At 64.8% G+C, this 22,605-nt stretch carries 18 protein-coding genes and 2 pseudogenes; 9 read left to right on the forward strand and 11 right to left on the reverse strand.

All coding sequences use genetic code 11. The features are described from left to right. Positions 1-133: 133 nt before the first annotated feature. Genes hflD through HFK18_RS16215 form a run of 4 tightly spaced genes read right to left on the reverse strand, consistent with a single transcriptional unit; the run spans position 134 to position 2,835 of the window. Positions 134-748, reverse strand: coding sequence for a high frequency lysogenization protein HflD (gene hflD / locus HFK18_RS16200; protein WP_100552495.1), 615 nt, complete (start codon positions 746-748; stop codon positions 134-136). Then, positions 745-1,887: a tRNA 2-thiouridine(34) synthase MnmA gene (gene mnmA / locus HFK18_RS16205; protein WP_180167017.1), complete on the reverse strand. Its 1,143-nt coding sequence runs from the start codon at positions 1,885-1,887 to the stop codon at positions 745-747. The genes hflD and mnmA overlap by 4 nt, the downstream gene beginning before the upstream one ends. Further along, complete coding sequence (locus HFK18_RS16210; RefSeq protein ID WP_180167018.1) at positions 1,884-2,345, reverse strand: NUDIX hydrolase; 462 nt, start codon at positions 2,343-2,345, stop codon at positions 1,884-1,886. The genes mnmA and HFK18_RS16210 overlap by 4 nt, the downstream gene beginning before the upstream one ends. Position 2,346: 1 nt before the next feature. Next, complete coding sequence (locus HFK18_RS16215; RefSeq protein WP_180167019.1) at positions 2,347-2,835, reverse strand: hypothetical protein; 489 nt, start codon at positions 2,833-2,835, stop codon at positions 2,347-2,349. A gap of 113 nt (positions 2,836-2,948) precedes the next feature. Between HFK18_RS16215 and clpS the strand changes: the two genes are divergently transcribed. Further along, positions 2,949-3,275 (forward strand): ATP-dependent Clp protease adapter ClpS, encoded by a 327-nt coding sequence (gene clpS / locus HFK18_RS16220; RefSeq protein ID WP_025879127.1) that lies wholly within the window; start codon positions 2,949-2,951, stop codon positions 3,273-3,275. Between the two features lie 113 nt (positions 3,276-3,388). Here the strand turns inward: clpS and HFK18_RS16225 are convergent, their stop codons facing one another. After that, the gene (locus tag HFK18_RS16225) at positions 3,389-4,201 is read right to left on the reverse strand and encodes an APH(6) family putative aminoglycoside O-phosphotransferase (protein WP_180167020.1); all 813 of its coding nucleotides are present in this window, start codon (positions 4,199-4,201) and stop codon (positions 3,389-3,391) included. A gap of 138 nt (positions 4,202-4,339) precedes the next feature. On the opposite strand from HFK18_RS16225, the gene clpA reads away from it, so the two are divergent. Beyond that, the gene (clpA, locus tag HFK18_RS16230; RefSeq protein ID WP_049467362.1) at positions 4,340-6,622 is read left to right on the forward strand and encodes an ATP-dependent Clp protease ATP-binding subunit ClpA; all 2,283 of its coding nucleotides are present in this window, start codon (positions 4,340-4,342) and stop codon (positions 6,620-6,622) included. Between the two features lie 72 nt (positions 6,623-6,694). On the opposite strand, the gene HFK18_RS16235 is transcribed toward clpA, so the two are convergent. From HFK18_RS16235 to aat, 3 genes are all read right to left on the reverse strand, one after another. Beyond that, a complete protein-coding gene (locus HFK18_RS16235) occupies positions 6,695-7,084 on the reverse strand; it encodes a hypothetical protein (protein ID WP_306669842.1) in 390 nt (129 codons plus the stop codon). 209 nt (positions 7,085-7,293) lie between these two features. Further along, complete coding sequence (gene infA / locus HFK18_RS16240) at positions 7,294-7,512, reverse strand: translation initiation factor IF-1 (RefSeq protein WP_005409596.1); 219 nt, start codon at positions 7,510-7,512, stop codon at positions 7,294-7,296. An 86-nt stretch (positions 7,513-7,598) separates the two neighbouring features. Continuing rightward, positions 7,599-8,339, reverse strand: coding sequence for a leucyl/phenylalanyl-tRNA--protein transferase (aat, locus tag HFK18_RS16245; protein ID WP_100465323.1), 741 nt, complete (start codon positions 8,337-8,339; stop codon positions 7,599-7,601). Positions 8,340-8,410: 71 nt separating this feature from the next. Between aat and HFK18_RS16250 the strand changes: the two genes are divergently transcribed. Continuing rightward, positions 8,411-9,679, forward strand: a complete 1,269-nt coding sequence (locus HFK18_RS16250) for a hypothetical protein (RefSeq protein ID WP_180167022.1) — start codon at positions 8,411-8,413, stop codon at positions 9,677-9,679. A 59-nt stretch (positions 9,680-9,738) separates the two neighbouring features. On the opposite strand, the gene HFK18_RS16255 is transcribed toward HFK18_RS16250, so the two are convergent. Then, positions 9,739-10,863 carry a GNAT family N-acetyltransferase gene (locus tag HFK18_RS16255; protein ID WP_180167023.1) on the reverse strand — a complete coding sequence of 375 codons (1,125 nt, stop codon included), beginning with the start codon at positions 10,861-10,863 and terminating at the stop codon, positions 9,739-9,741. 322 nt (positions 10,864-11,185) lie between these two features. On the opposite strand from HFK18_RS16255, the gene HFK18_RS16260 reads away from it, so the two are divergent. Together HFK18_RS16260 and HFK18_RS21920 are read left to right on the forward strand one after the other, a co-directional pair. Beyond that, positions 11,186-12,559 (forward strand): N-acetylmuramoyl-L-alanine amidase, encoded by a 1,374-nt coding sequence (locus tag HFK18_RS16260; protein ID WP_180167024.1) that lies wholly within the window; start codon positions 11,186-11,188, stop codon positions 12,557-12,559. A 615-nt stretch (positions 12,560-13,174) separates the two neighbouring features. Beyond that, a pseudogene (locus HFK18_RS21920) lies at positions 13,175-13,792 on the forward strand (N-acetylmuramoyl-L-alanine amidase); the annotation flags it as partial. A 288-nt stretch (positions 13,793-14,080) separates the two neighbouring features. Here HFK18_RS21920 and HFK18_RS16270 read toward each other — a convergent pair. Continuing rightward, positions 14,081-14,419 (reverse strand): annotated as a pseudogene (locus HFK18_RS16270) (peptidogalycan biosysnthesis protein); the annotation flags it as partial. A 169-nt stretch (positions 14,420-14,588) separates the two neighbouring features. Between HFK18_RS16270 and HFK18_RS16275 the strand changes: the two are divergent. Continuing rightward, the gene (locus HFK18_RS16275) at positions 14,589-16,154 is read left to right on the forward strand and encodes an N-acetylmuramoyl-L-alanine amidase (protein ID WP_180167025.1); all 1,566 of its coding nucleotides are present in this window, start codon (positions 14,589-14,591) and stop codon (positions 16,152-16,154) included. 72 nt (positions 16,155-16,226) lie between these two features. Here the strand turns inward: HFK18_RS16275 and trxB are convergent, their stop codons facing one another. Continuing rightward, complete coding sequence (trxB, locus tag HFK18_RS16280; protein ID WP_025877237.1) at positions 16,227-17,198, reverse strand: thioredoxin-disulfide reductase; 972 nt, start codon at positions 17,196-17,198, stop codon at positions 16,227-16,229. Between the two features lie 232 nt (positions 17,199-17,430). Between trxB and HFK18_RS16285 the strand changes: the two genes are divergently transcribed. The 3 genes from HFK18_RS16285 (at position 17,431) to lolA (ending at position 22,519) form a co-directional block, all read left to right on the forward strand. Beyond that, positions 17,431-19,794 (forward strand): DNA translocase FtsK, encoded by a 2,364-nt coding sequence (locus HFK18_RS16285; RefSeq protein ID WP_180167026.1) that lies wholly within the window; start codon positions 17,431-17,433, stop codon positions 19,792-19,794. A 35-nt stretch (positions 19,795-19,829) separates the two neighbouring features. Beyond that, positions 19,830-21,770 (forward strand): DUF3857 domain-containing protein, encoded by a 1,941-nt coding sequence (locus tag HFK18_RS16290; RefSeq protein WP_180167027.1) that lies wholly within the window; start codon positions 19,830-19,832, stop codon positions 21,768-21,770. Between the two features lie 110 nt (positions 21,771-21,880). Further along, positions 21,881-22,519, forward strand: coding sequence for an outer membrane lipoprotein chaperone LolA (gene lolA, locus HFK18_RS16295; protein ID WP_100552505.1), 639 nt, complete (start codon positions 21,881-21,883; stop codon positions 22,517-22,519). The last annotated feature ends 86 nt before the right edge of the window (positions 22,520-22,605 follow it).

Raw genomic sequence — 22,605 nt, forward strand, 5'->3', positions numbered from 1 at the left:
ATCGGCCGTACCCCCCTTCTCTTTAACGTCGATGTGCTCCGAAATGCATTCTGAATGCGCCGGTTTTCCGGCGCGCCCGGGTGGTCTGGGGTCAGGGCCCTATCCCTGCAGGAAAGGGATCCGACCCCGCACTTCAGGCCAGCTGCCGGTCCACGGCCTCGACCATCGCCTTGCGGCTGAGCAGGAAATCCCAGTAGCTGCCACCCAGCTGCCGCCACAGCACCGCGGCGCGCACGGCGGCCAGCAGCAGTGCACGGATCTCGGCCACCACGCCGGCCTGGCCCAGGTAGTGCGGGTTGCCCTGCACCATCACCCGCGGCTTGAGGTGGCTGATGGTGTCCGCATACAGGCCACCCAGGGCGGCCAGTACATCGGGATGGCCGCTGTCACCCAGCGCGGCGGCCTGCTGCTGTGCGCGCTCGATACCCGAGGCGACCTTGTTCACGGTGGCCCCGTCCTGCACGAACCGGCGCTCCAGCTGCAGCACCGACAGGGCCAGCTTGGGCAGGATCGGATCCTGGCCCTGGCTGCGGAAATGATTGTGCAGCAGGCGCAGGCCCGACTTCAGTGCGTGCCGATCACCAAACACCGCCTGCGGCGAGGACGCATCGATGCGGAACACGCTGTCTACGGCGGTGCGCACGGCAGCGGCGTCGGAATGGCCGGTATCGGCGATACGGCGTACCTGCTGCAGGGCCTGGGCAATGCCGGCCAAAGCCAGAACGCGGTCGTCGACAGTGAAACTCATGCAGCGAGTACCTCAAAAGGGGAAGGGGTGGTGCGCAGGCGCTGTTCCAGCGGCGCGTCGGTGGCGGCGATCACCGCGCCACCCAGGCAGACCTCACCGTCATACAGCACCAGGGATTGCCCGGGGGTGACTGCACGCTGCGGCCGGGCAAAGCAAACCTGCACGCTGCCGTCGTCCAGCACGTCCACCGTGCACGGCTCGTCCGGCTGGCGGTAGCGGGTCTGCGCGGTGCATTCAAAACGCCGTGCCGGCGGCGCACCGGCAATCCAGTGCGCGGTCTCCGAGCGCAGCCGGTTGGACAGCATCCACGGGCTGTCACGGTCCTGGTCCACGTACAGCACGTTGCTCGCCACGTCCTTGCCGACCACATACCAGGGGGCGGCAGGGCGGCCGCGCACGCCGCCGATGTTCAGGCCTTCGCGCTGACCCAGGGTGAAATAGAAAACGCCAGGGTGTTCAGCGATCACGCTGCCATCGCTGGGGTCGAGGATCTGCCCGGTTTTGGCCGGCAGGTAGCGTCCGAGAAACTCGCGGAAATCGCGCTCGCCGATGAAGCAGATGCCGGTCGAATCCTTCTTGGCGTGGGTCGGCAGGCTCACGTCGCGGGCAATCCGGCGCAGGTCGCTCTTTTCCAGATCACCAATCGGGAACAGCGTGGCCGCCAGTTGTTCCTGTCCCAGCTGGTGCAGGAAGTAGCTCTGGTCCTTGGAACGATCGGCGCCGCGCAGCAGCAGCCATTGATGCCCGCGCTGGGCGATGCGCGCGTAGTGGCCGGTGGCGATCCGCTCGGCGCCCAGCTCGCGGGCAGCATCCAGGAAGTGCTTGAACTTCACTTCGCGGTTGCACAGCACGTCCGGGTTGGGCGTGCGGCCGGCGGCGTACTCGGCCAAGAAGTGCTCGAACACCCCCTGCCAGTACTCGTTGGAGAAATCGCGGAAATGGAACGGGATGCCCAGCAGCCCGCACACCGCCACCGCATCGCGGCGGTCGTCCTCGGCGCGGCAGTCACCGCTGCCGTCGTCGGCCCAGTTCTGCATGAACAGACCGGCCACGGCCTCGCCCTGCTGTACCAGGCGCCAGGCGGCGACGGAAGAATCCACGCCGCCAGACACGCCAACCATCACCCGTGGGCTGCTCATGCGACCTCCCGGACCAGCGCAAGCGGGTAGCGCTGGCCGGCCAGGTAGTCGGCCAGCACCTGCCAGACCAGCGGGCTGCGCTGACGTCCGGCGGCGGCCTGCAGTTCGGCCGGGGTCATCCACAGCGCCCGATCAATGCCGGCATCCAGCGGCCGCGCCGGGTCGTGCGAGACCGGGCGCGCGGCGTAACAGAAGCGCAGGAACGGGGTGCCGTCAGCGGCGGTCCACTGGTAGCAGCCGATGAAGGCGGTCAGTTCCACTGTCCAGCCGGTTTCCTCGACGGTCTCGCGCAGGGCGGCTGCAGCCAGGCTTTCGCCCGGCTCCAGGTGCCCGGCCGGCTGGTTCAGCACCTGCCGGCCCTCAATGGTTTCTTCGACCAGCAGCACCCGGCCGCCGTCGATCACCACGGTGGCGACGGTTGCGTGCGGTGCCCAGCGCGGGTCCGGCGAGGTGTTCAACTCAGAGGTCGTCCTTCTTGGTCAGCTCCAGCTCCATCGCATCGGCGGTGCGGATGGCCGCATCGATGGCGTCGCTGAGCTGGTCGGAGGTGGCGTCGGCATCGATCTTCACCACGAACATCGCGGTCGACTCCTGCTTCACCCAGCCGCCCATCTTGGCATCCTGCGAGTCTTCCAGCAGGCGGTTGGCCACGGCCACCGGGAACTGCTTGGTCTGCGAGGTATAACCCGGCGACCAGATCTCACGGATGTTGTGGGTACCGAAGTCTTCCACCGACGAGCGCACATAGACGATCTGGGTGCGATCGCCTTCGACGTCGAACACCATCTGGTAGTCGCCGTCTTCATCCACCTCGTAGGTGTAGCCCAGCTTTTCCAGATGACGGGCAACGGCCTTGTCGGCATTCGCGCTGTCAGTGGTGGTCGCAGCGCCAGCGGTGCCAGCGGCAGCCAGGGCGATCAGCAGGGCGGAGAGAAGGGTCCTTTTCATGAAGATCCTGTGAAACCAAGAGTGTGGGAAGGTGCAATTGTGACGGCGGGCGTCCTTGCCGTCCATTCCGCGCAGGGCCGACGCAGGGCCGTCTCAGCCCTTATAATGGACCGATGCCTCGCGAGTCCGCCCCCGATTCCCACCACGAGCACGGCGTTGCCGTGGAGCCCGCGCGCCCGGAAGTAGCGCCGCCGCCGTTCTATCAGGTCATGCTGCTCAATGACGACTACTCCCCGATGGATTTCGTCGTGGACGTCCTGCAGCAGTTCTTCAACATGGACCTGGACAAGGCCACCCAGGTGATGCTGCACGTCCACACCCGTGGCCGTGGCGTCTGCGGTGTGTTCACCCGTGAAGTGGCCGAGACCAAGGTGGCCCAGGTCAACGAGTACGCGCGGATGAACCAGCATCCGTTGCTGTGCACGATGGAAAAGGCCTGACCGCCCACGATCTGTAGAGCCGAGCCGATGCTCGGCTGCTTTCTGGCCGGGCGTATCGACCCCGGATGGAGCGTGCCCGCCAGGGTGCGCACCTACCAGGGCAGGCAGAGGGTTCACGCCTCCGCCAGCGCCTGCAAAGCCATCCCGGCTACCGCCTCATCGATGTCGGCCGGGTCGCCGTCATCCCGGAACCACACCGCTGACAGCCCGGCACTGGCCGCGATCCAGCGCAGCAGCCGCGTGCGCTCGATATCAGCCAGCCGGCAGACCTGTTCCAGCCGGGCATGCAAGCGCTCTGGCCGGGTGGCCACATGGATGCCTGGCCCGCACAGGTCCGGGTTGCTGAACATCGTTGTGTAATCGAACGCGCGATCGCCCAGCAGCCGCTTCGGGTCGATCGCCAGCCAGCCCCGTGCGCCGAAATCCAGCACGTTGTCGTGGTGCAGGTCGCCATGCAGCGGCCGTATCTCCTGCTCATCCTCCAGCAGTGCCATCGCCAGCGATCTGCACTGTTCCAGCAATGGCGGCAGCGGCGCCCTTGCCTGCAGCAGATCGGCGAACCATCTACGCAGGCAGACCAGATCTTCTGGCGGTGCGCTCCGTGGCCGGTGCAGCTGCTGCAGGACCTGGCACAGGATCATGGTGCAGGCGTCGTCCTCGCCCTTGATCGAACGTTGCCGCAGCGAATCGCCGTGCGCCCGTTCGATCAGGATCGCCGGCCCCTCGTGGGCCAGCAGGCGTGCGGCACCGTCGCCGTTCCACCAGCGCAGCAGGCGATGGCCGTTCTGTTCCTCTGTCTCCGTGCTCACCTTCAACATGGCCGCCTCGCCAGAGGCGGTCAGCACCGGCCAGAGCCGGGCATGGGGGGTACGGATCGAAGGACCATCACGTCGCAATCGCCAGCGGCTCAGGTAGGGTTCGCTCATGGTGAGGGTGCTGTCCTGGAGTGAACGATGATCAAGCGGTTCGCACTGCTAACGCCATCTGAACGTCGCAATCCGCTAGGGTGATGGAAATCGCGTAGTCAGGCCGCATATTGTCCCCAACTGCCGCCGGAGTAATCCATGTTCAGCAAAGACCTCGAACACACCATCGGCCAGTGCTACAAGCGCGCCCGTGAGGCCCGACATGAGTTCATGACGGTCGAACACCTGCTGTTGGCACTGCTCGACAACCCGTCCGCTCAGGCCGTATTGAAGGCCTGTGGCGCCGACGCCGACCGCCTGCGCCAGGAGCTGGAGCAGGCCATCGAGGCCTCCGTGTCCCGCCTGGCCGAAGATGACGGCCGCGATACCCAGCCGACCCTGGGCTTCCAGCGCGTGCTGCAGCGGGCCGTGTACCACGTGCAGTCCTCCGGCAAGAAGGAGGTCACCGGCGCCAACGTGCTGGTCGCCATCTTCGGCGAAAAGGACTCCCACGCCGTCTATTACCTCAACCAGCAGGATGTCACCCGGCTGGATGTGGTCAATTACCTGTCCCACGGCATCGCCAAGCTGGGTGAGGAGGGCGAGCAGCCGTCCTCGTCCGAGGGCGAGGGCCGCATGGAAGGGGGCGAGGGCGAGCCCAAGGGCGATGCCCTTACCGAGTTCGCCAGCAACCTCAACGAGCAGGCCCGTGCCGGTCGCATCGACCCGCTGGTGGGCCGTGCCGACGAGATCGAACGCACCATCCAGGTCCTGTGCCGCCGCCGCAAGAACAACCCGCTGTACGTGGGCGAGGCCGGCGTCGGCAAGACCGCGATTGCCGAAGGCCTGGCCCGACGCATCGTTGAAGGCTCTGTGCCGGACGTGCTGGCCGATGCGGTCATCTATTCGCTCGACCTCGGCGCGCTGGTGGCCGGCACCAAATACCGTGGCGACTTCGAGAAGCGCCTGAAGGGCGTGCTGACCGCGTTGAAGAAGGTGCCCAATGCGGTGCTGTTCATCGACGAGATCCACACCATCATCGGCGCCGGTTCGGCGTCGGGCGGCACCATGGATGCCTCCAACCTGATCAAGCCGGCATTGGCATCGGGCGAGCTGCGCTGCATCGGCTCGACCACCTTCCAGGAATACCGCGGCATCTTCGAGAAGGACCGGGCGCTGGCCCGTCGCTTCCAGAAGATCGACATCGTCGAGCCGACCGTGGGCGAAACCTACGAGATCCTGCAGGGCCTGAAGTCCAAGTACGAAGCGCACCACGGCGTCACCTACGCCGATGAAGCGCTGCAGGCCGCCGTCGACCTGTCGGTCAAGCACATTGCCGATCGCCTGCTGCCGGACAAGGCCATCGACGTGATCGATGAGGCCGGTGCCCGCCAGCGCCTGTTGCCGGAAGGTCAGCGCAAGGAGCTGATCGACGTCGAAGAGGTCGAGGCCATCGTCGCCAAGATGGCGCGCATCCCGGCCAAGCAGGTCAGTGCCACCGACAAGGATGTGCTGCAGCACCTGGAGCGCAACCTGAAGATGGTGATCTTCGGCCAGGATCCGGCCATCGGCACCTTGGCGTCGGCCATCAAGCTGGCGCGCTCGGGCCTGGGCAATCCGGAAAAGCCGATCGGCAACTTCCTGTTCGCCGGCCCCACCGGTGTCGGCAAGACCGAGGTGACCAAGCAGCTGGCGCTGCAGCTGGGCATCGAGCTGGTCCGATTCGACATGTCCGAGTACATGGAGCCGCATTCGATCAGCCGCCTGATCGGTGCGCCTCCGGGCTACGTCGGCTTCGACCAGGGCGGCCTGCTGACCGAGAAGATCGTCAAGACGCCGCACTGCGTGCTGCTGCTGGATGAAATCGAGAAGGCGCACCCGGACATCTTCAATATCCTGTTGCAGGTGATGGACCGCGGCGTGCTGACCGACACCAACGGTCGCGAAGCCAACTTCAAGAACGTGGTGCTGGTGATGACCACCAATGCCGGCGCGGCGCAGGCCTCGCGGCGCTCGATCGGTTTCACCAAGCAGGACCACGCCACCGATGCGATGGAGACCATCCGTCGTGCGTTCACCCCGGAGTTCCGCAACCGCCTTGATGCGGTGGTGCAGTTCCAGCCGCTCGGCTTCGAGCACATCCTGCGCGTGGTGGACAAGTTCCTGATCGAGCTGGAGATGCTGCTGCAGGAGAAGCACGTCAGCCTGTCGGCCACGCCGACCGCGCGCGACTGGCTGGCCCACCATGGCTTCGACCCGCTGATGGGCGCCCGCCCGATGGCGCGGGTGCTGCAGGACAAGGTCAAGCGCCCGCTGGCCGACGAGCTGCTGTTCGGCAAGCTGGTCAACGGCGGCAAGGTCAGCATCGACGTGCGCAACGACGAGCTGGTTGTTGAGGCGCAGGCCGAGCCTGAGCGGCTGTTGCCGGCCACGGTGGAATAAGCGTCTGCCGGGCACTGCCCAGCGACGGAGGCAACGACAGGGCGGCTCAGGCCGCCCTTGTCGTGTCAGCCTTCAACGGCTGCGCTGGCGGGCCATGCGCTGGAAGGTGGCAGCTTCGAGGGGCTCGATCCGCTCGACCGTGCAGCTGGCGCGGTCGGTTTTCAGCACGCTGCGCGAACCGCCGCACAGCTGGTTGCTCTGGCCCTGGGTTTCAAACGCCAGCCGGCGCGAGGTCACGGCGCTGTTGCAGGAGGCGGTGAAGATGACGCGGTAGTGCTGGTCACCATTGCGCAGCAGCACATCGCGATCAGCGCCGGCGCGCACGATCTGCTGGTCCTCACTCAACGCATAGCAGCTGTCGCCGGTGGTGGCTGGCGCTGTGTCGGCGGCCTGGGCGGCGGGAGCGATCAGGGCGGCAGCGATGAGTGCGAGTGCGGCGAAGCCAGCGGGCAGGGAAGACATGTTCATGACGGGGGCAGGGGGTGGCGATCCGGACTGGATCGGGTGCCACGATGACGCCGCCGGTGCGAATGCGAATCTGCCGCAAGCATGGCTGACCGATGTCACGGTGCATTCGGTCAGGGTGCCGTCCGGCAGGGCCGGATTTCAGGCATGACAAAAGGCCAGCGTCCAGGGCTGGCCTTGTCGGGGTGGCGCAACGCGCCAGCCGCTTACTTCATTCGGTAGGTGATACGACCCTTGGTCAGGTCGTACGGGGTCATTTCAACCTTGACCCGGTCACCGGTGAGGATGCGGATGTAGTTCTTGCGCATGCGGCCGGAGATGTGGGCGATGATTTCGTGCCCATTTTCCAGACGAACGCGGAAAGTGGTGTTCGGCAGCGTCTCGCTGACGGTGCCCTCGAACTCGATGGAATCGTCTTTCGACATGTAGTCCTGTGCGGTTCAGAAAACGGCCACGTTGGGCCTAAGGCGCAGCATTTTACGCGTCAAACGCCCAGCTTGCAAAGATTGTGTTATTCCCCGGCAAAATCCGCTGCCGGCACGCGCCCGACCAGCTGGGTCCAGGCGCCTTCCCGGCCCGGCGCCTGCACCGCGCTGCGGACCTGTTGCAGAAACGGCGCGCGCGGCAGGTGCTCGGCGCCCATGCGCAGCAGGTGCGGGTTCTCCACCTGCGCATCGATCAGTGGCCAACCCCAGCCATGCAGCGTGCGCGCCAGTGCCGCCAGCGCCACCTTGGAGCCGCCGCTGGCGCCACTGAACATGCTTTCGCCGAAGAACATCGCGCCAATGGCCACGCCATAGATGCCACCGACCAGCGTCTGCCGGTCCCACACTTCGAAGGAATGCGCGAATCCCAGGTCGTGCAGCTGGCTGTAGGCATCGACCATCGCCGGGCTGATCCAGGTGCCGTCCTGGCCGGGACGGGGGGCGCTGGCGCAGGCGCGCATCACCTGGCTGAAGGCGGTATCGGCGGTCACTTCCCAGGTGCTGCCGCGCAGCTGCCGGCGGAACCTGCTGCTCAGGTGCACGCCGTCAGTGCGGAACACCATGCGCGGGTCCGGCGACCACCACAGAATCGGCTCGCCCTCACTGAACCACGGAAAGATGCCGCCGGCATAGGCGTTGAGCAGGCGCAGCGGGTGCAGGTCGCCGCCCACGGCCAGCAGGCCATCGGGTTGGCGCAGCGCGGTCTCGGCCGGCGGGAAGGGGGCATCCGGCGCATCGGCCAGGCGCCAGGGCAACTGACGGGTCATGTCGGCATTGTATTCGTCGTGGCGATACGCGATGTCTGGCACCATCACGCTTCACCGGCAAGGAGCCCTGCATGAGCGACCCCATCACCGCCATCCTCGATGCGCACGATGCGCCGCGCACACGCAATGACAGCCTGGGCATGCTGTTGACCCTGGCCAGCGAAGACCGCCCCCAGCTTGGCGCGCTGCTGCTGCAAGCGCTGGAGCGCCGCTCGCCCAGCTCCGCCTTCCTCGATACGGCGCTGGATCTGCTGCCGGATGAAGCTGTCGCGCCGGTCTGTACCGATGCCTGGCGGCGCTATCGTGACGGCGAGCGCAGTGAGCTGCTGACCAGCGTGCTGGAGTTCGCCAGCTACCAGGCGCCGCACACGCTGCAAGGCGACTGGGAGGCGCTGCTGGCGGCGGCTTCCGAAGATGGGGTGCAATTGGCCCCGCAGATCTGGCAGGCATTACCGCCGCCGCTCGCAGCGCACTGGGCGCATCGGTTGACCGAGGCCGACGACGATCGCGAACTGGAACGCGCCAAGGCAGTGCTGTTGGCCAGCCAGCCGGAAACCCATGCTGCCGCGCGTGGCTACCTGGCCGACTGGAGCGATCTGGATGCGCAGGTCTGGGCGCACTGGGCAGGCCTGGCTGATGGCCCTCGGCTGCGCCGCCTGCATGACCAGCAACCGCTGCACCTGCGCTTTGGAATCAGGCAGCACCGTGCACAGGTGGCCGAAGAGCCGGGCTGGCGCAAACGGATCTGGCGGCTGCACCCCACCTGGAATGGCGGTCAGGTGCAGCATGCGGGGCACATGGGCGGCTTGCTCGACGCTGTGTGTGGCAGTTGTCATGCACCGCTGCAGCGTCTGTTGCAGACCGACACTGCGGCGCTGGAGGAGGGAGCGGCCGGCTCGATCACCCTGGGCCTGTGCCTGGACTGCTGCGGGTGGGAAGATCCGCCCGTGCGTTTCTATCGCCACGATGCGGACGGCGTGCCCAGCTGCCACCCCAGCCAGCACCGTGAGGTGCCGATCAATCCCACCGACAGCGGCGACCTGATGCAGGCCGAGGTTGGTCTTGCTGTGATGGATAGCTCTCGCTGGCAGCAGCAGGACTGGGGCCAGTCCAATCATCGGCAGAACCTGTCGCGCGTGGGCGGCGCGCCGAGCTGGGTGCAGAGCGCGCACTATCCGGAGTGCGTCGATTGCGGCGAGCAGATGCCTTTCGTGATGCAACTCGACTCAACGTTGCCGACCACCAATGAAGGCATGTTGCTGTGGGGGAGTGGCGGCATGCTCTACAGCTTCTGGTGCGCGAAGTGCCGGGTGAGCGGGCATTTCTGGCAGTGCACCTGAGCGCAGTGCCCTGAATTGCTCTGGTAGTTGCCAACCTTGGTTGGCACGCTTCTCCGACGCTACGGTTCCGCACGAAACGGGCTGTGCCCCTGCAGCTCCTGCTGGTAGCGCCGCACATCCCGCCGCTCCTGCCGGCACCAGTCACGCAGCGCCTCGGCAAACTCCGCATCGGCCACCCAGTGCCGGCTTCGCACGATGGTCGGCAGGAAGCCACGCGCCAGTTTGTGTTCGCCCTGCGCGCCAGGCTCAAAGCGGGCCACGCCCTCGCGCAGGCAGTATTCGATGCCCTGGTAGTAGCAGGCCTCGAAGTGCAGACCGGGCAGGGTGGCGCCGCCCCAGTAGCGGCCGTACAGCGTGTCGCCACCGCGCAGGCACAACGCACCGGCAATGGGTTCGCCGTCCTGTTCGGCCAGGAACAGCACCAGCCCACGGCCCAGTGAAATTGCCAGATGGCGCAGGAATGCCTCGGTCAGCGCTGGCGCGTTGCCGTATTCCAGGAAGGTCTGCAGGTAGAAGCGGTACATGGCTTGCAGATCGGCGCGGCTCGCTTCGTCGCCATGCACCACCCGGAAGCTGATGCCCTGTCGGGTGACCTTGGCCCGCTCCTGGCGGATGTTCTTGCGGTGCTTGTGGTTCATGGCACCGAGGAACTGCTCGAACGTGCTCCAGTCGCCCGGGTTCTGCCACTGGAACTGAATGTCCTCGCGCAGCAGCCAGTCGTCGCCGAAAGCGGTCTCGTCAGCTGCCGTGTGGAAATTGATGTGTGCTGACGACACGCCGAGTGCGGGCATCTGTTCGCGCACTGCCGTCAGCAGCGCAACACGCTGCGAATCGTCACGGGCCAGCAGGCGCGGGCCGGTCACCGGCGAGTACGGCACCGCGCCGAGCCACTTCGGGTAGTAGTCGCGGCCGTGGCGCGCATAGGCGTTGGCCCAGGCATGGTCGAACACGAACTCGCCGTGTGAGTTGGTCTTCAGGTAGCCGGGAATGGCGCCAACCAGGGTGTGGCCGTCCCACAGGGTGAAATGCTGCGGCTGCCAGCCCCAGTCCTCGCGCAGGCAGCCATAGGTTTCCAGGCCGGCAAGGAAGGCGTGGCTGACGAACGGGTTGCGGCCGTCGTGCAGGGCATCCCAGTCGGTGGCGGGAACGGACTGCAGGGAGTCGAGGAAGCGGGCGGAGTGCATGGGGGGAAAGGATAGGGCAGGTGGGGTGCGAACGGTGTTGGCGGGATTGGGTTGATTTGTTTCGTTGCTTGTATGAGGAAAGTTTGAACTCTCTGGCTGTGTGCGCACGGTGGAAGAACGCCTGCGGGACGCCGGACAGGCTGTGTGGGCCGCAGGAGCGGTGCATTCATCCCACACAAGGAGTAGTCAAGATGACCCGAAGAAATCAACGAAGAACCATCCCTTTGCTGCTGGCTCTTATGGGGGGCGCACTATGGCCTGCTCATGTTCTGGCTGCCGAGCCTCCCCTGCGGCAGAGCGAGACCCGGAACTCGACGTTCTGTTGACCCAGAAGGCGCACGACATTCTGGAGCGCGTCCGTCTCGTCGATGGGCAAGCGCGTAGCCGCAGGATCGAAGTGTCAGCGGATATCGCCAACGGTGTGATGACCGTGGCCCTGGATCGGAACTTCCTTCCTGCCGATTACGGCCCGTCGTTCGAGGATCAGAGAAGTGAAATCAGCTTTGGGCTGCTGCATTGGGCCGAGCAGGCGGCTCCGTTCAGTCGTGTCATTTTTCTGTATGACGGGAAAGAGATCGAATACTACTTTCCCGAGATAAAGGCTGCGGACGATGCGGCGCGCGAGGCGGGGGAGGCGCTGCGGCGGATACGTGGAATGCCTGGTTCCGGGATGGCGTTTGTCGCAGCCGGGCATGGGTATTTCTACAGCTACAAGGACAACCGGTGGGTGACCTCGAGGGATGAATGGAATGGCGTCTCCGAGGGGTTGTTGACTCCATCGTACGCCGAGGAACTAAAGGCGGTGATCGAGCAAAGGAGCCAAATGCCTGTCGTCCGTCCACGCGTTCAAATCATGGGGGCGACTCATCCGCCTAGTGGTGAAGAGTGGTGGACCATAGCTGCGCGCTACGCAATTGCAGAGCAGTATCCGGGCGAGACAAAGATATGGAATACATACGCAGGCAGTGCGCTTTGGGATCGGGAGGAGCGTGAAGACATCAATAGTCGGCCGCTTCTCGCAAACCACCACCGGGCTGAGGTGGCGATTCATCTACACAGCAATGGAGAGCCTTCGGGGACCGCACGAGGCACTCGTGTAATCGTGCAGCCTGGGAGGCCGATGGATGCTGCCCTTGCGCAGAGTGTTCTGTGTTCGATGAAGGAGCTGATTCACTCGTTACCTGAATATGGGGCGTTCACCGTGGCCCCTGCTCCCCACGCGCTGAACAAAGGGGAGAACCGAGAGGCGCACATGCCATCGATCATTGTCGAGACGGCCTTCCACACGAATCCAGATGACGCGAAGGCGCTTCTCGACCCTGGGTTTCGTTCTGCTGCGATGAGGGGGGTGGAGAAAGGCTATCGCCTTTGGGCGACCGGGAAAGCCTGCGAGACCTTGACCCTCGACCCTCTGCCGGATGTGCAGATTCCGGTACGTTCGTCGCTCATTGTCCCGGTCGCGTTCAAGGGCAATCCCCAGTATCCCGTAGTGCTGGAGCTGGGCGTCGCCTCTTGCGTGGGGGGGAACTGTACGCCGTCGGACGAGGAGTTCATGGACCCAAGCCGGCCAGTGCAGCTGGAGTTGCTCTGCAACGGAAGTGGCGCCGGAACCGTTCGCTGGCGGACACGCCTGCGCGATGCCGATGGCGTAGTGACGGAGTATCAGGAGTTCAATCAATCCTGCGTTCTGACCTAGGCGGTTGGCAGTGTTGCATGTGCCTGGCATGGCCTGGCGCTGCTGAAAAGAAAAGGCCGGCGCTTTGGTGCCGGCCTTGGATCACCCGACACCGCTGAACCTTTCAAAGGAACTGATATGAACTTCATGCGCGCGTTCCGCCGCATTGGATTGGCGTCGATCATTGCCTGCAACTTGCAGTGTCCACAGGCGCTCACTCAGCCTTTACCGCCCGCGGCTGAGACAGATGTGGCGTTGGATCTTCTATTGACGCGGCAGGCACAGAAGATCCTGGATGACCACCAGGTGCGCAAGTCCAGATCCACGGGCATCTCAGTAGGTGCCTCGGTTGATATCCAGCAACGGAGGCTCGTCATCAGCTTCGGGGCTGGAGTCCTGCCGTCGGAGGACGATCATTCGCTCGAGGAACTGGAGCAGTACATCAGGAACACCCTGGAGGCCTACACGATGCAGGCCGGCGTAGGCGAAGTTGAAACGGTCATTCTTTACGAGGGAAAGCCCTACTGGGAACACTTTCCTCGCGACATCAGTGCGCAGCGGCAAGGCTCTGCCAGGCAGGCAGGGGGCCAGGTTCTTGTCTCGGCGAGTCACGGGCTGCTGAAAGTGCACCCCGGCATGGAGTGGGAATTCCAGCGGCCTGTACGCAATGGTGTGCAGGAGGATCTGATTACGCCCGGATATGCGGACGAACTGCAACGGCTGCTGGAGGATCGCGGGGGGGTGACCGTGCATCGTGCGCGTCGCGGCGGGGGCGGTGCGCACCCGGATTCAATGCGTCCGTGGTACGAGATGTCAGCTCGTTACCATCTCAAGGATCTTCTTCCGGATCGAACAGATATCTGGAACCACTTTGCGAACAGTACTGCGAGCGACAGGGAGGTGTCAGATGACATCCGCGCTCGACCGTACTACGCCAATCATCTCGGCGTTGCAGGGATGCTCAGCATCCACACCAATGCGGATGTCCCAGGCGTTGCCCGTGGGTCAAGGGTTTTCTACCATTCAAGCAAGCCAGCGGATCGACAGCTCGCCGATCTGACGTTGTGCTACATGCGGGAGCTCATCACCGCTCAGGAGGGTTACGCTGACTTTCCTGTTCCCCGAAGTGGCGTCGCCGCAGGGCATGGTGAAAACAACTTCGCAATCATGCCGTCCATAGTGGTCGAGGTGGCTTTTCACACAAATGCCACGGACGCCGCCGCCCTCCAGGACCCGGTGTTCCGCACTGCTTCCATGAAAGGAGTCGAGAAGGGCTACCGGCTCTTCCGCGAAGGCAAGGGCTGCGTTCCTTTGAAAGCCGAGCCCATCCAGGGAATCCAGTTGCCTCAGGGAAGCTCACAGCAGGTGGATGTCGCCTTCGAGGGCTATCCGCAGTACCCCATCGAACTGGTCACCACGAACGTCGGTTGCCCGCCGGGCTGGACCTGCAGCGACGGAAAGGTTCACATCACTGCCCCCGACGACAAACCCAGCCAGATTACCCTGCGGTGTGAGAACGCCGGGAGTGCGCCAATTCTGTGGGATACGCGGGCCGGTCACCGGCGAGTACGGTGCCGCGCCGAGCCCCTTCGGGTAGTAGTCGCGGCCATGGCGGGCATAGGCGTTGGCCCAGGCATGGTCGAACACGAACTCGCCGTGCGAGTTGGTCTTCAGGTAGCCGGGAATGGCGCCAACCAGCATGTCGCCGTCCCACAGGGTGAAGTGCTGCGGCTGCCAGCCCCAGTCCTCGCGCAGGCAGCCGTAGGTTTCCAGGCCGGACAGGAAGGCGTGGCTGACGAACGGGTTGCGGCCGTCGTGCAGGGCATCCCAGTCGGTGGCGGGAATGGACTGCAGCGTGTCGAGAAAGCGGGCGGAGGGCATGGGGAGAGGATAGGACAGGTGAGGTCCGGTTTGCTGGGTGTCGTGAACGCCTTGCGGATTCTTGCAAACTCATGGAGGCGTGAAATCCGTTTTGTTCTTCATCTCGGGTGGGTGTCACGTTGATGAAGCAGCGCATCGGCTGCAAAGACTCGAACCAGAGGACAAACACATGACACTGACCCGACTGCTTCGCTGCTCGCCGGGCACTTGCTTTGTAATCGCATCGCTTTTTGCCCCCTTTCAATCAATGGCGGATACTGGCTCGTCAGCGGCCAACGTTCAGCACAGCGACGCACAGCTTGATGCGATCCTGACCGTCAGGGCACAGGAGATTTTGGATCGAATGGGGCGCCTTGAGGGTCAGTCGAAGGACATCCGTGTGCAGGTGATTTTCGACTTCAATGCGGGGGCGATTCAAGTCCATTTCGGTCCCGGAATGCTACCGGATGACTATGGCGCCAGCTTTGAAGATCAGCATGATGCTTTCCGTCATGGGTTGACGCACGTTGCCCAGAAGGCTGCGCAGGTAAAGGAAATCACATTCCGCTACCAAGGCCGCGAGATAGAGGCGTACTTCCCGGAAGTGAGGCGGGAGGCGGAGGATGCCCAGAGGGCGCGCGAACGAAGATCTCAGGGTGGCCACGCCTTTGTATCGGCCTCCCATGGGTACTACTACCATCACGGCTGGAGAAGGTGGGCGCTACAGCGTGATCAATATCACGGAGTTCAGGAGGATTTCATTACGCCGCAGTACGCCGATGAGCTACAAAAGTGGCTTGCTCGGCGCGGATCCGGCGTAGTGACGACGCGGCCTCGATCGCTCCTCACCGAGATTCAGCACCCAGAAGCCATGCAGCCGTGGTGGCAGATGGCTGCGCGATATTCAGTCAAGGAGAGGTTCCCGGAGAATCCGAAAATCTGGAACTCAAAGGGGGATCGAATCTATCCCACTAGAGACTACGACGAGGACATCAACAGTCGTCCGCTCATGGCAAATCACGTCGGTGCAGGCGTGGCATTGCACCTTCATACAAACGGCGCTGACGATACTGCTGCTTCAGGGGCCCGTGCTGTCGTTCAGCCCGGTCGGCCGGACGATCTTCTGCTGGGGCGTAGCATCCTTTGTTACATGAAAGAACTGATACAGAGCGCCGAGGGGTATGGCGAGTTCTCCGTGGGTGGGGAGCCGTTCCAGGTAGACAAAGGAGAGAATCGTCTGTCGGAAATGCCGTCGATAATTGTGGAAATGGGCTTCCATACAAATCCCGCAGACGCCGCAGCCCTCCAGGATTCCGTCTTCCGTACAGCCTCCATGAAAGGCGTCGAGAAGGGCTACCGGCTCTTCCGCGAAGGCAAGGGCTGCCTCCCTCTCAAGGCTGAGCCCATCCCCGGCATCAATCTTTCCCAAGGTGACTCGCAACAGGTGGACGTTGTATTCGAAGGCTATCCCCAATATCCGATCGAACTGGTCACCACGAACGTCGGTTGCCCGCCGGGCTGGACCTGTACTGATGGGCGGGTGCACATCGAAGCCTTGGATGCAAAGCCCAGCCAGATCACGCTGCGTTGCGAGAACGCCGGAAGCGCGCCCATCTTCTGGGACACCCAAGTGGTGGACGATGATGGCGTGAGATCTCCGCCGGTGCGCCATTGGGTGCAGTGCACGCGCAGGCCGGGAGGTGCGGTCGCACGTCCTGCCGTTTCAACTGGGGTTGAGGCTGCGACGGCCGGATAGAGAAACGGGCGCTTTCGCGCCCGTTCTGTTGAGTCGAGCTTGGCTCGACTCTACACGTGCAGGGCCTTGGCCTCAGCTGGCCTTGCCCTGTGCATCCAGGTAACGCTCTGCATCCAGTGCGGCCATGCAGCCGAAACCGGCCGACGTGATCGCCTGGCGGTAGTGCTGGTCGGCCACGTCGCCGGCGGCGAATACGCCTTCCACCGAGGTCTGGGTGGCGTTGCCGCCCAGGCCCGAACGGATTTCCAGGTAGCCGTTGTTCATGGTCAGCTGGCCGTCGAACAGCTGGGTGTTCGGGTGGTGGCCGATGGCCACGAAGAAGCCGTGCGCATCGATGTCGCGGGTGCTGCCGTCCAGGGTCGACTTCACGCGCACGCCGGTCACGCCGGCCTCGTTGCCCAGCACTTCCTCCACCTGGTGGTGCCAGACGGTTTCGATCTTGCCGGCTTCCACCTTGGCGAACAGCTTGTCCTGCATGATCTTTTCCGCCTTCAGGGTGTCGCGGCGGTGGACCAGGTAGACCTTGCGGGCGATGTTGGACAGGTACAGCGCTTCTTCCACGGCGGTGTTGCCGCCGCCGACCACGACCACATCCTGGTCACGGTAGAAGAAGCCGTCGCAGGTGGCGCAGGCGGACACGCCGCGACCCTTGAACTCGTCTTCGGTCGGAATGCCCAGGTACTTGGCGGTCGCGCCGGTGGAGATGATCAGGGCGTCACAGGTGTACTCGTGGCTGTCGCCGATCAGCTTGAACGGGCGCTGCGACAGGTCCGCGGTGTGGATGTGGTCAAAGATGACCTCGGTCTCGAAGCGCTCGGCGTGGGCCTGCATGCGCGCCATCAGGTCCGGGCCCATCAGGCCATGGGCGTCACCCGGCCAGTTGTCCACTTCGGTGGTGGTCATCAGCTGGCCACCCTGCTGCAGGCCGGTGATGACGACCGGCTTCAGGTTGGCGCGGGCAGCGTAGACGGCAGCGGTCCAACCGGCCGGGCCGGAACCGAGGATGACAAGACGCTGGTGGCGGGAGGGCAGGCTGGTGCTCATGTAGACTCGCGAAAAGGTAGATGGGACAAGGCGCGGCGATGTTTGCACAGCATCCTTGGCTGGTCATAGAGTGGCGGCTGGGGCAGGGCGATTCAAGCCGATGAACAGAACAGCGCCATCCACGGGCGGTTTCCGGCCCTGTCCCCGCTTGTGCGGCAACGGATAACTGAAAACTGACGCCGTCTCGTTTATTATCAAACACTAACAGCGCATTCCAAAGGTATGGTCTAAGGTGGCGAAGCAGGTCCCCGAACGCTCCAAGTCCGACGACAAAAAGGCATCGCGTCGCACGGCGGCAGCGGCCACGACCGACAATCCACGCCGTCAGCGCCTGTGGCGCGACCTGGGTCTGATCGCCATCGCGCCGGCGCTGCTGTATCTGGCTGCAAGCCTTTTCACCTATTCAGCGACGGACCCGGGCTGGTCGCACACCGGCAGCGTGGTCGCGCCGGTACACAACATGGGCGGCCGCGCGGGCGCGTGGATCGCCGACGTGCTGCTGCAGCTGTTCGGCTACATCGCCTTCCTGCTGCCGGTGGTGCTGGGCGCGCTGGCCTGGATCGCGATGTTCGGCCTCAAGCGCGAGAGCAAGGGCGAGAACGATCTGGACCCCGCGTTGCGGCTGGTCGGGCTGGTCGGCTTCCTGATTGCCGGCACTGGCTTCCTGCACGTGCGCCTGTTCAGTGGCGACGTGTCCCATGCCGGCGGCATCCTTGGCAAGCTGGTCGGCAATTCGCTCAGCGTCGGCTTTGGCGCGCTCGGGGCGAACCTGTTCGTGCTGGTGCTGCTGCTGGCCTCGATCACCCTGGCGACAGGCCTGTCCTGGTTCGTGGTGATGGAGAAGATCGGTCGCGGCGTGATGTCGCTGGCACCGTTGCTGGAGCGCAAGAAGGAGCAGGCCACCGAGTGGCAGCAGACCCGCGTGATGCGCGAGGAGCGCCAGGAAGTGCGCAAGGCCGATGCCGAAGTGCGTGCCAAGCGTGAGCCGGTGAAGATCGAGCCGCGCCCCGAGCCGGTGATCGAAAAGAGCGACCGGGCCAAGCGCGACAACCAGATCCCGATGTTCCGCGGCGTCAATGGCGACGGCTCGGACCTGCCGCCGCTGGCCCTGCTGGATGATCCCAAGCCGCAGCCGGTGGGCTATGACAAGGACACCCTCGACGCGCTGTCGCGGCAGATCGAGTTCAAGCTCAAGGACTTCCGCATCGATGCCCAGGTGGTCGGCGCCAACCCCGGCCCGGTCATCACCCGCTTCGAGATCGAGCCGGCGCCGGGCATCAAGGTCAGCCAGATCAGTTCGCTGGACAAGGACATCGCCCGCGGCCTGTCGGTCAAGTCGGTGCGTGTGGTCGATGTGATCCCGGGCAAGTCGGTGATCGGCCTGGAAATCCCCAACGTCACCCGCGAGATGATCTACCTGTCCGAGTTGCTGCGCTCGAAGGAGTACGACAAGTCGGCCAGTTCGCTGACCCTCGCGCTGGGCAAGGACATCGCCGGCCGCTCGACCGTGGCCGACCTGGCGCGCATGCCGCACCTGCTGGTGGCCGGTACCACCGGCTCGGGCAAGTCGGTGGCGGTCAACGCGATGGTGCTGAGCCTGCTGTTCAAGGCGTCGCCGAAAGATCTGCGTATGCTGATGATCGACCCGAAGATGCTCGAACTGAGCGTCTACCAGGGCATCCCGCACCTGCTGGCGCCGGTGGTCACCGACATGAAGGAGGCTGCCAACGGCCTGCGCTGGTGCGTGGCCGAGATGGAGCGCCGCTACAAGCTGATGAGCGCGGTGGGCGTGCGCAACCTGGCCGGCTTCAACAAGAAGGTGAAGGACGCGCAGGACGCTGGGCAGCCGATGATGGACCCGCTGTTCAAGCCGAACCCGGAGCTGGGCGAGGCGCCGCGGCCGCTGGAGACGCTGCCGTTCATCGTCATCTTCATCGACGAATTCGCCGACATGATGATGATCGTCGGCAAGAAGGTCGAAGAGCTGATCGCGCGCCTCGCGCAGAAGGCGCGTGCGGCCGGCATCCACCTGATCCTGGCCACCCAGCGCCCGTCGGTGGATGTCATCACCGGCCTGATCAAGGCCAACATTCCTACCCGCATCGCCTTCCAGGTCAGCTCGAAGATCGATTCACGCACCATCCTCGACCAGTCCGGCGCCGAGACGCTGCTCGGTCACGGCGACATGCTTTACCTGCCGCCCGGCACGGCGATGCCCGAGCGTGTGCACGGCGCCTTCGTGTCCGATGAAGAAGTGCATCGCGTGGTCGAGCACCTCAAGGCAATGGGGCCGGCCGACTATGTCGACGGCGTGCTGGACGAAGTGCAGACGATGGGCGATGGCGTGGTGGTCGGTGCGACCGGCCTGCCGGAGACCAGTTCCGGTGGCGGCGATGAGTCCGACCCGCTTTACGACGAAGCGCTGCGCGTGGTCACCGAGACCCGTCGCGCATCGATTTCCGGGGTGCAGCGTCGCCTGAAGATCGGCTACAACCGCGCAGCGCGACTGATCGAGGCCATGGAAGCGGCCGGTGTGGTCAGTTCGCCCGAGCACAACGGCGACCGCACGGTGCTGGCACCGCCGCCGCCGAAGTAACCCTGCCGCATTCCCGACGTCCAAGGAACCGACGCATGCTTCAACCCGTTTCCTGCGCGCTGGCGCTGGCCTGCCTGCTGGCAGCCGGCCCGGCGCTGGCCGATGCCGCCGCGACAGCCGTACCCGCGGTCGCGCCGCCGTCCACCGGCAGCGATGCCGAGGCCAGCAACAACTTCAGCTTCGTCCGCTACCGCGCCGACTACCAGGTGCGTGCCGATGCCGGCAACGTACAGACCGAAACCTACGAAATCCTGCTCAAGACCAAGGCCGCGGTGGAGCAGTTCAGCCAGGTGCGGTTGAGCTACAGCGAGAAGATGGAAACGCTGGACGTGGTCAACGCCTACACGCTGACCGCCGACGGCCAGCGCCGCGAGGTGCCGGCCGACCGGATCTACACCCAGGAGAGCTATTCCAGCGCCTCGGCGGCGATGTATGCCGACCGCAAGGTGCGGGTGATCGTGTTCCCCAACCTGGCGCCGGGCACGCGGCTGTTCTACCAGGTGCGGCGCACCCAGCTGACGCCGTACTTCCCGGGCTACTTCGGCCTGTGGGAAACCTTCAATGTGTTCACCCAGTACGACGATGCCGAAGTGACCCTGAGCGCGCCGGCCAACCTGCCCATGCACGTGGACAGCCGCGGCGTGCAGGGCAGCGATCGCCCGGTGGTGAAGAACGGCCAGGCGACGTGGCGCTGGCGCTACCAGCGCCGCGAGCCGATGCAGGCGCAGAACTGGTCGGCGGCGGTGTGGGAGTTCGGGCCGAACATCATGGCCAGCACCTACCGCGACTGGGCGCAGATGGGTCGCGCCTATCAACTGAAGGCCGGTCCGGCCGCGCAGGTCACGCCGGAGATCCGGGCGCTGGCCGACGAAGTGACTGCCGGCATCAGTGACCGCCGCGCGCAGGCCGATGCGCTGTACCGCTGGGTCGCGCAGAACATCCGCTACGTGGCGGTGTACCTGGGCAATGGCGGCCTGGAGCCGAACAGTGCGCAGAGCATCCTCGACAACCACTACGGCGACTGCAAGGACCACGTAACGATTCTTGAGGCGCTGCTGGCGGCCAAGGGCATCACCAGTTCGCCGGTGCTGATCGGTGCGGGTGGCGGCCCAACGCTGCCGAAGATTCCGCTGCTGGGTCGCTTCAACCACGCCATCACCTATGTGCCCGAGTTCGATCTGTATCTGGACTCGACCAGTGCCTGGGCGCGCTTCGGCCAGCTGCCCGATGGTGATCTTGGCGCGCCGGTGCTGCACACCCGCGATGCCACCCTGGCACGCACGCCGGCCAATGATCCGCAGCGCAACGCGACGGTGATGGACGTACGCTTTACCTTCGACGCACAGGGCAATCTGCGTGGCGAGACGGTGCCGCAGCTGAGCGACAACGCCGAGATCGGCATGCGCGCACAGTTCGCCCAGCTCAATGCGCAGAACCGGGCGCGCGCTGAAGAATCGATCATGGCCGCGTCCGGTTTCGATGGCCGTGGCCAGCTGCAGCTGCAGGGTGTACCGGTCGACCTGACCCGGCCGTTCGGTTATCGCATGGCGTTCCAGGCCGAGGACTACGTGGACTTCGACGTGGCCGGCGGCATGGCCGTACCCGATCCGCCGGGTGGCGAATCGGTGCGTGGGCTGTATGCCAGTGCCTCGGCACCGGACAACGAGACGCCGTTCTACTGCAATGCCAGCCTGCGCGAGGAAACCTATCGCCTGCAGTTCCCGGCCAATGCCCCGATCATCGCGATTCCCGGCAGCCAGCGGTTTGCCAATGCGGCCGGCGAGTATCGGGTCGACTGGAGCCGGCAGGGCCAGGAAGTGACCGTGCACCACCGCCTGCAGCAGAACGCGGTGCGCGGCGCGGAGGCGCTGTGCCAGCCGCAGGACTATGCCGCGTTCCGTGCGCTGTTCCGCGAGGTGCGCCGGGGCTTTCGTGGCCAGGTGCTGTACGGCAAGCTGCCGGGCGCTGGCGGCTGAATCGCCGATCAGCGATCAGGGCGTCATAATGGCGTCCTGATCGCCCATTCATCTTTTGCCGGGCACACTGGCACCCAACTTTCCTGGCCGCGCGCCCACAGGATTCCTGCATGAACCTTCGCCTCCGTCGTTTCCTTGCCACCACCACCCTGGCCGTGGCCTGCGCCGCCGCCGGCAGCGCCTGGGCCGGCGCCCGTGATGACCTGAAGACCTTCACCACCGGCCTGAAGGGCCTGGATGGGCAGTTCAGCCAGCAGGTGTTCGACAGCCGCGGCAAGGTCAAGGAATCCACCAGCGGCCGCGTCGCCTTGTCGGCACCGCGCCTGTTCCGCTGGGAGTACGTGCGCCCGCATGAGCAGCTGATCGTGGCTGACGGCAAGAAGGTCTGGATGTTCGAGCCGGACCTGGAACAGGCGACCGTGCGCGAGCAGGGCAAGGAAGAGCAGAACAGTCCGCTGACCGCGCTGATCAACCCGGCGCTGCTGGAGCAGCAGTACGACGTAAGTGAAGAGGCCGCACAGCGCGATGGCCTGCAGTGGCTGTCGCTGTCGCCGAAGCGTGATACCGAAGCCAGCTTCCAGTACGCCGCGCTGGGCTTCAATGCGCAGGGCCTGGCGAAGATGGAGATCACCGATGCCGTGGGCCAGCGCACCGTGATCAGCTTCAGTGGCTGGAAGCGCAACCCCAGCTTCGCCGCCAACACCTTCCGCTTCACCCCGCCGGCCGGCACCGACGTCATCGGCAATTGATCGTGGCCGCCGGGCATGGCCCGGCGCTACCTGCTCTGGTGGGTGTCAACCTTCGCCCTTGGTGGGTGTCAACCTTGGTTGACACG

The sequence above is a fragment of the Stenotrophomonas sp. SbOxS2 genome (genome assembly GCF_013416715.1).
Lineage (GTDB): Bacteria > Pseudomonadota > Gammaproteobacteria > Xanthomonadales > Xanthomonadaceae > Stenotrophomonas > Stenotrophomonas lactitubi.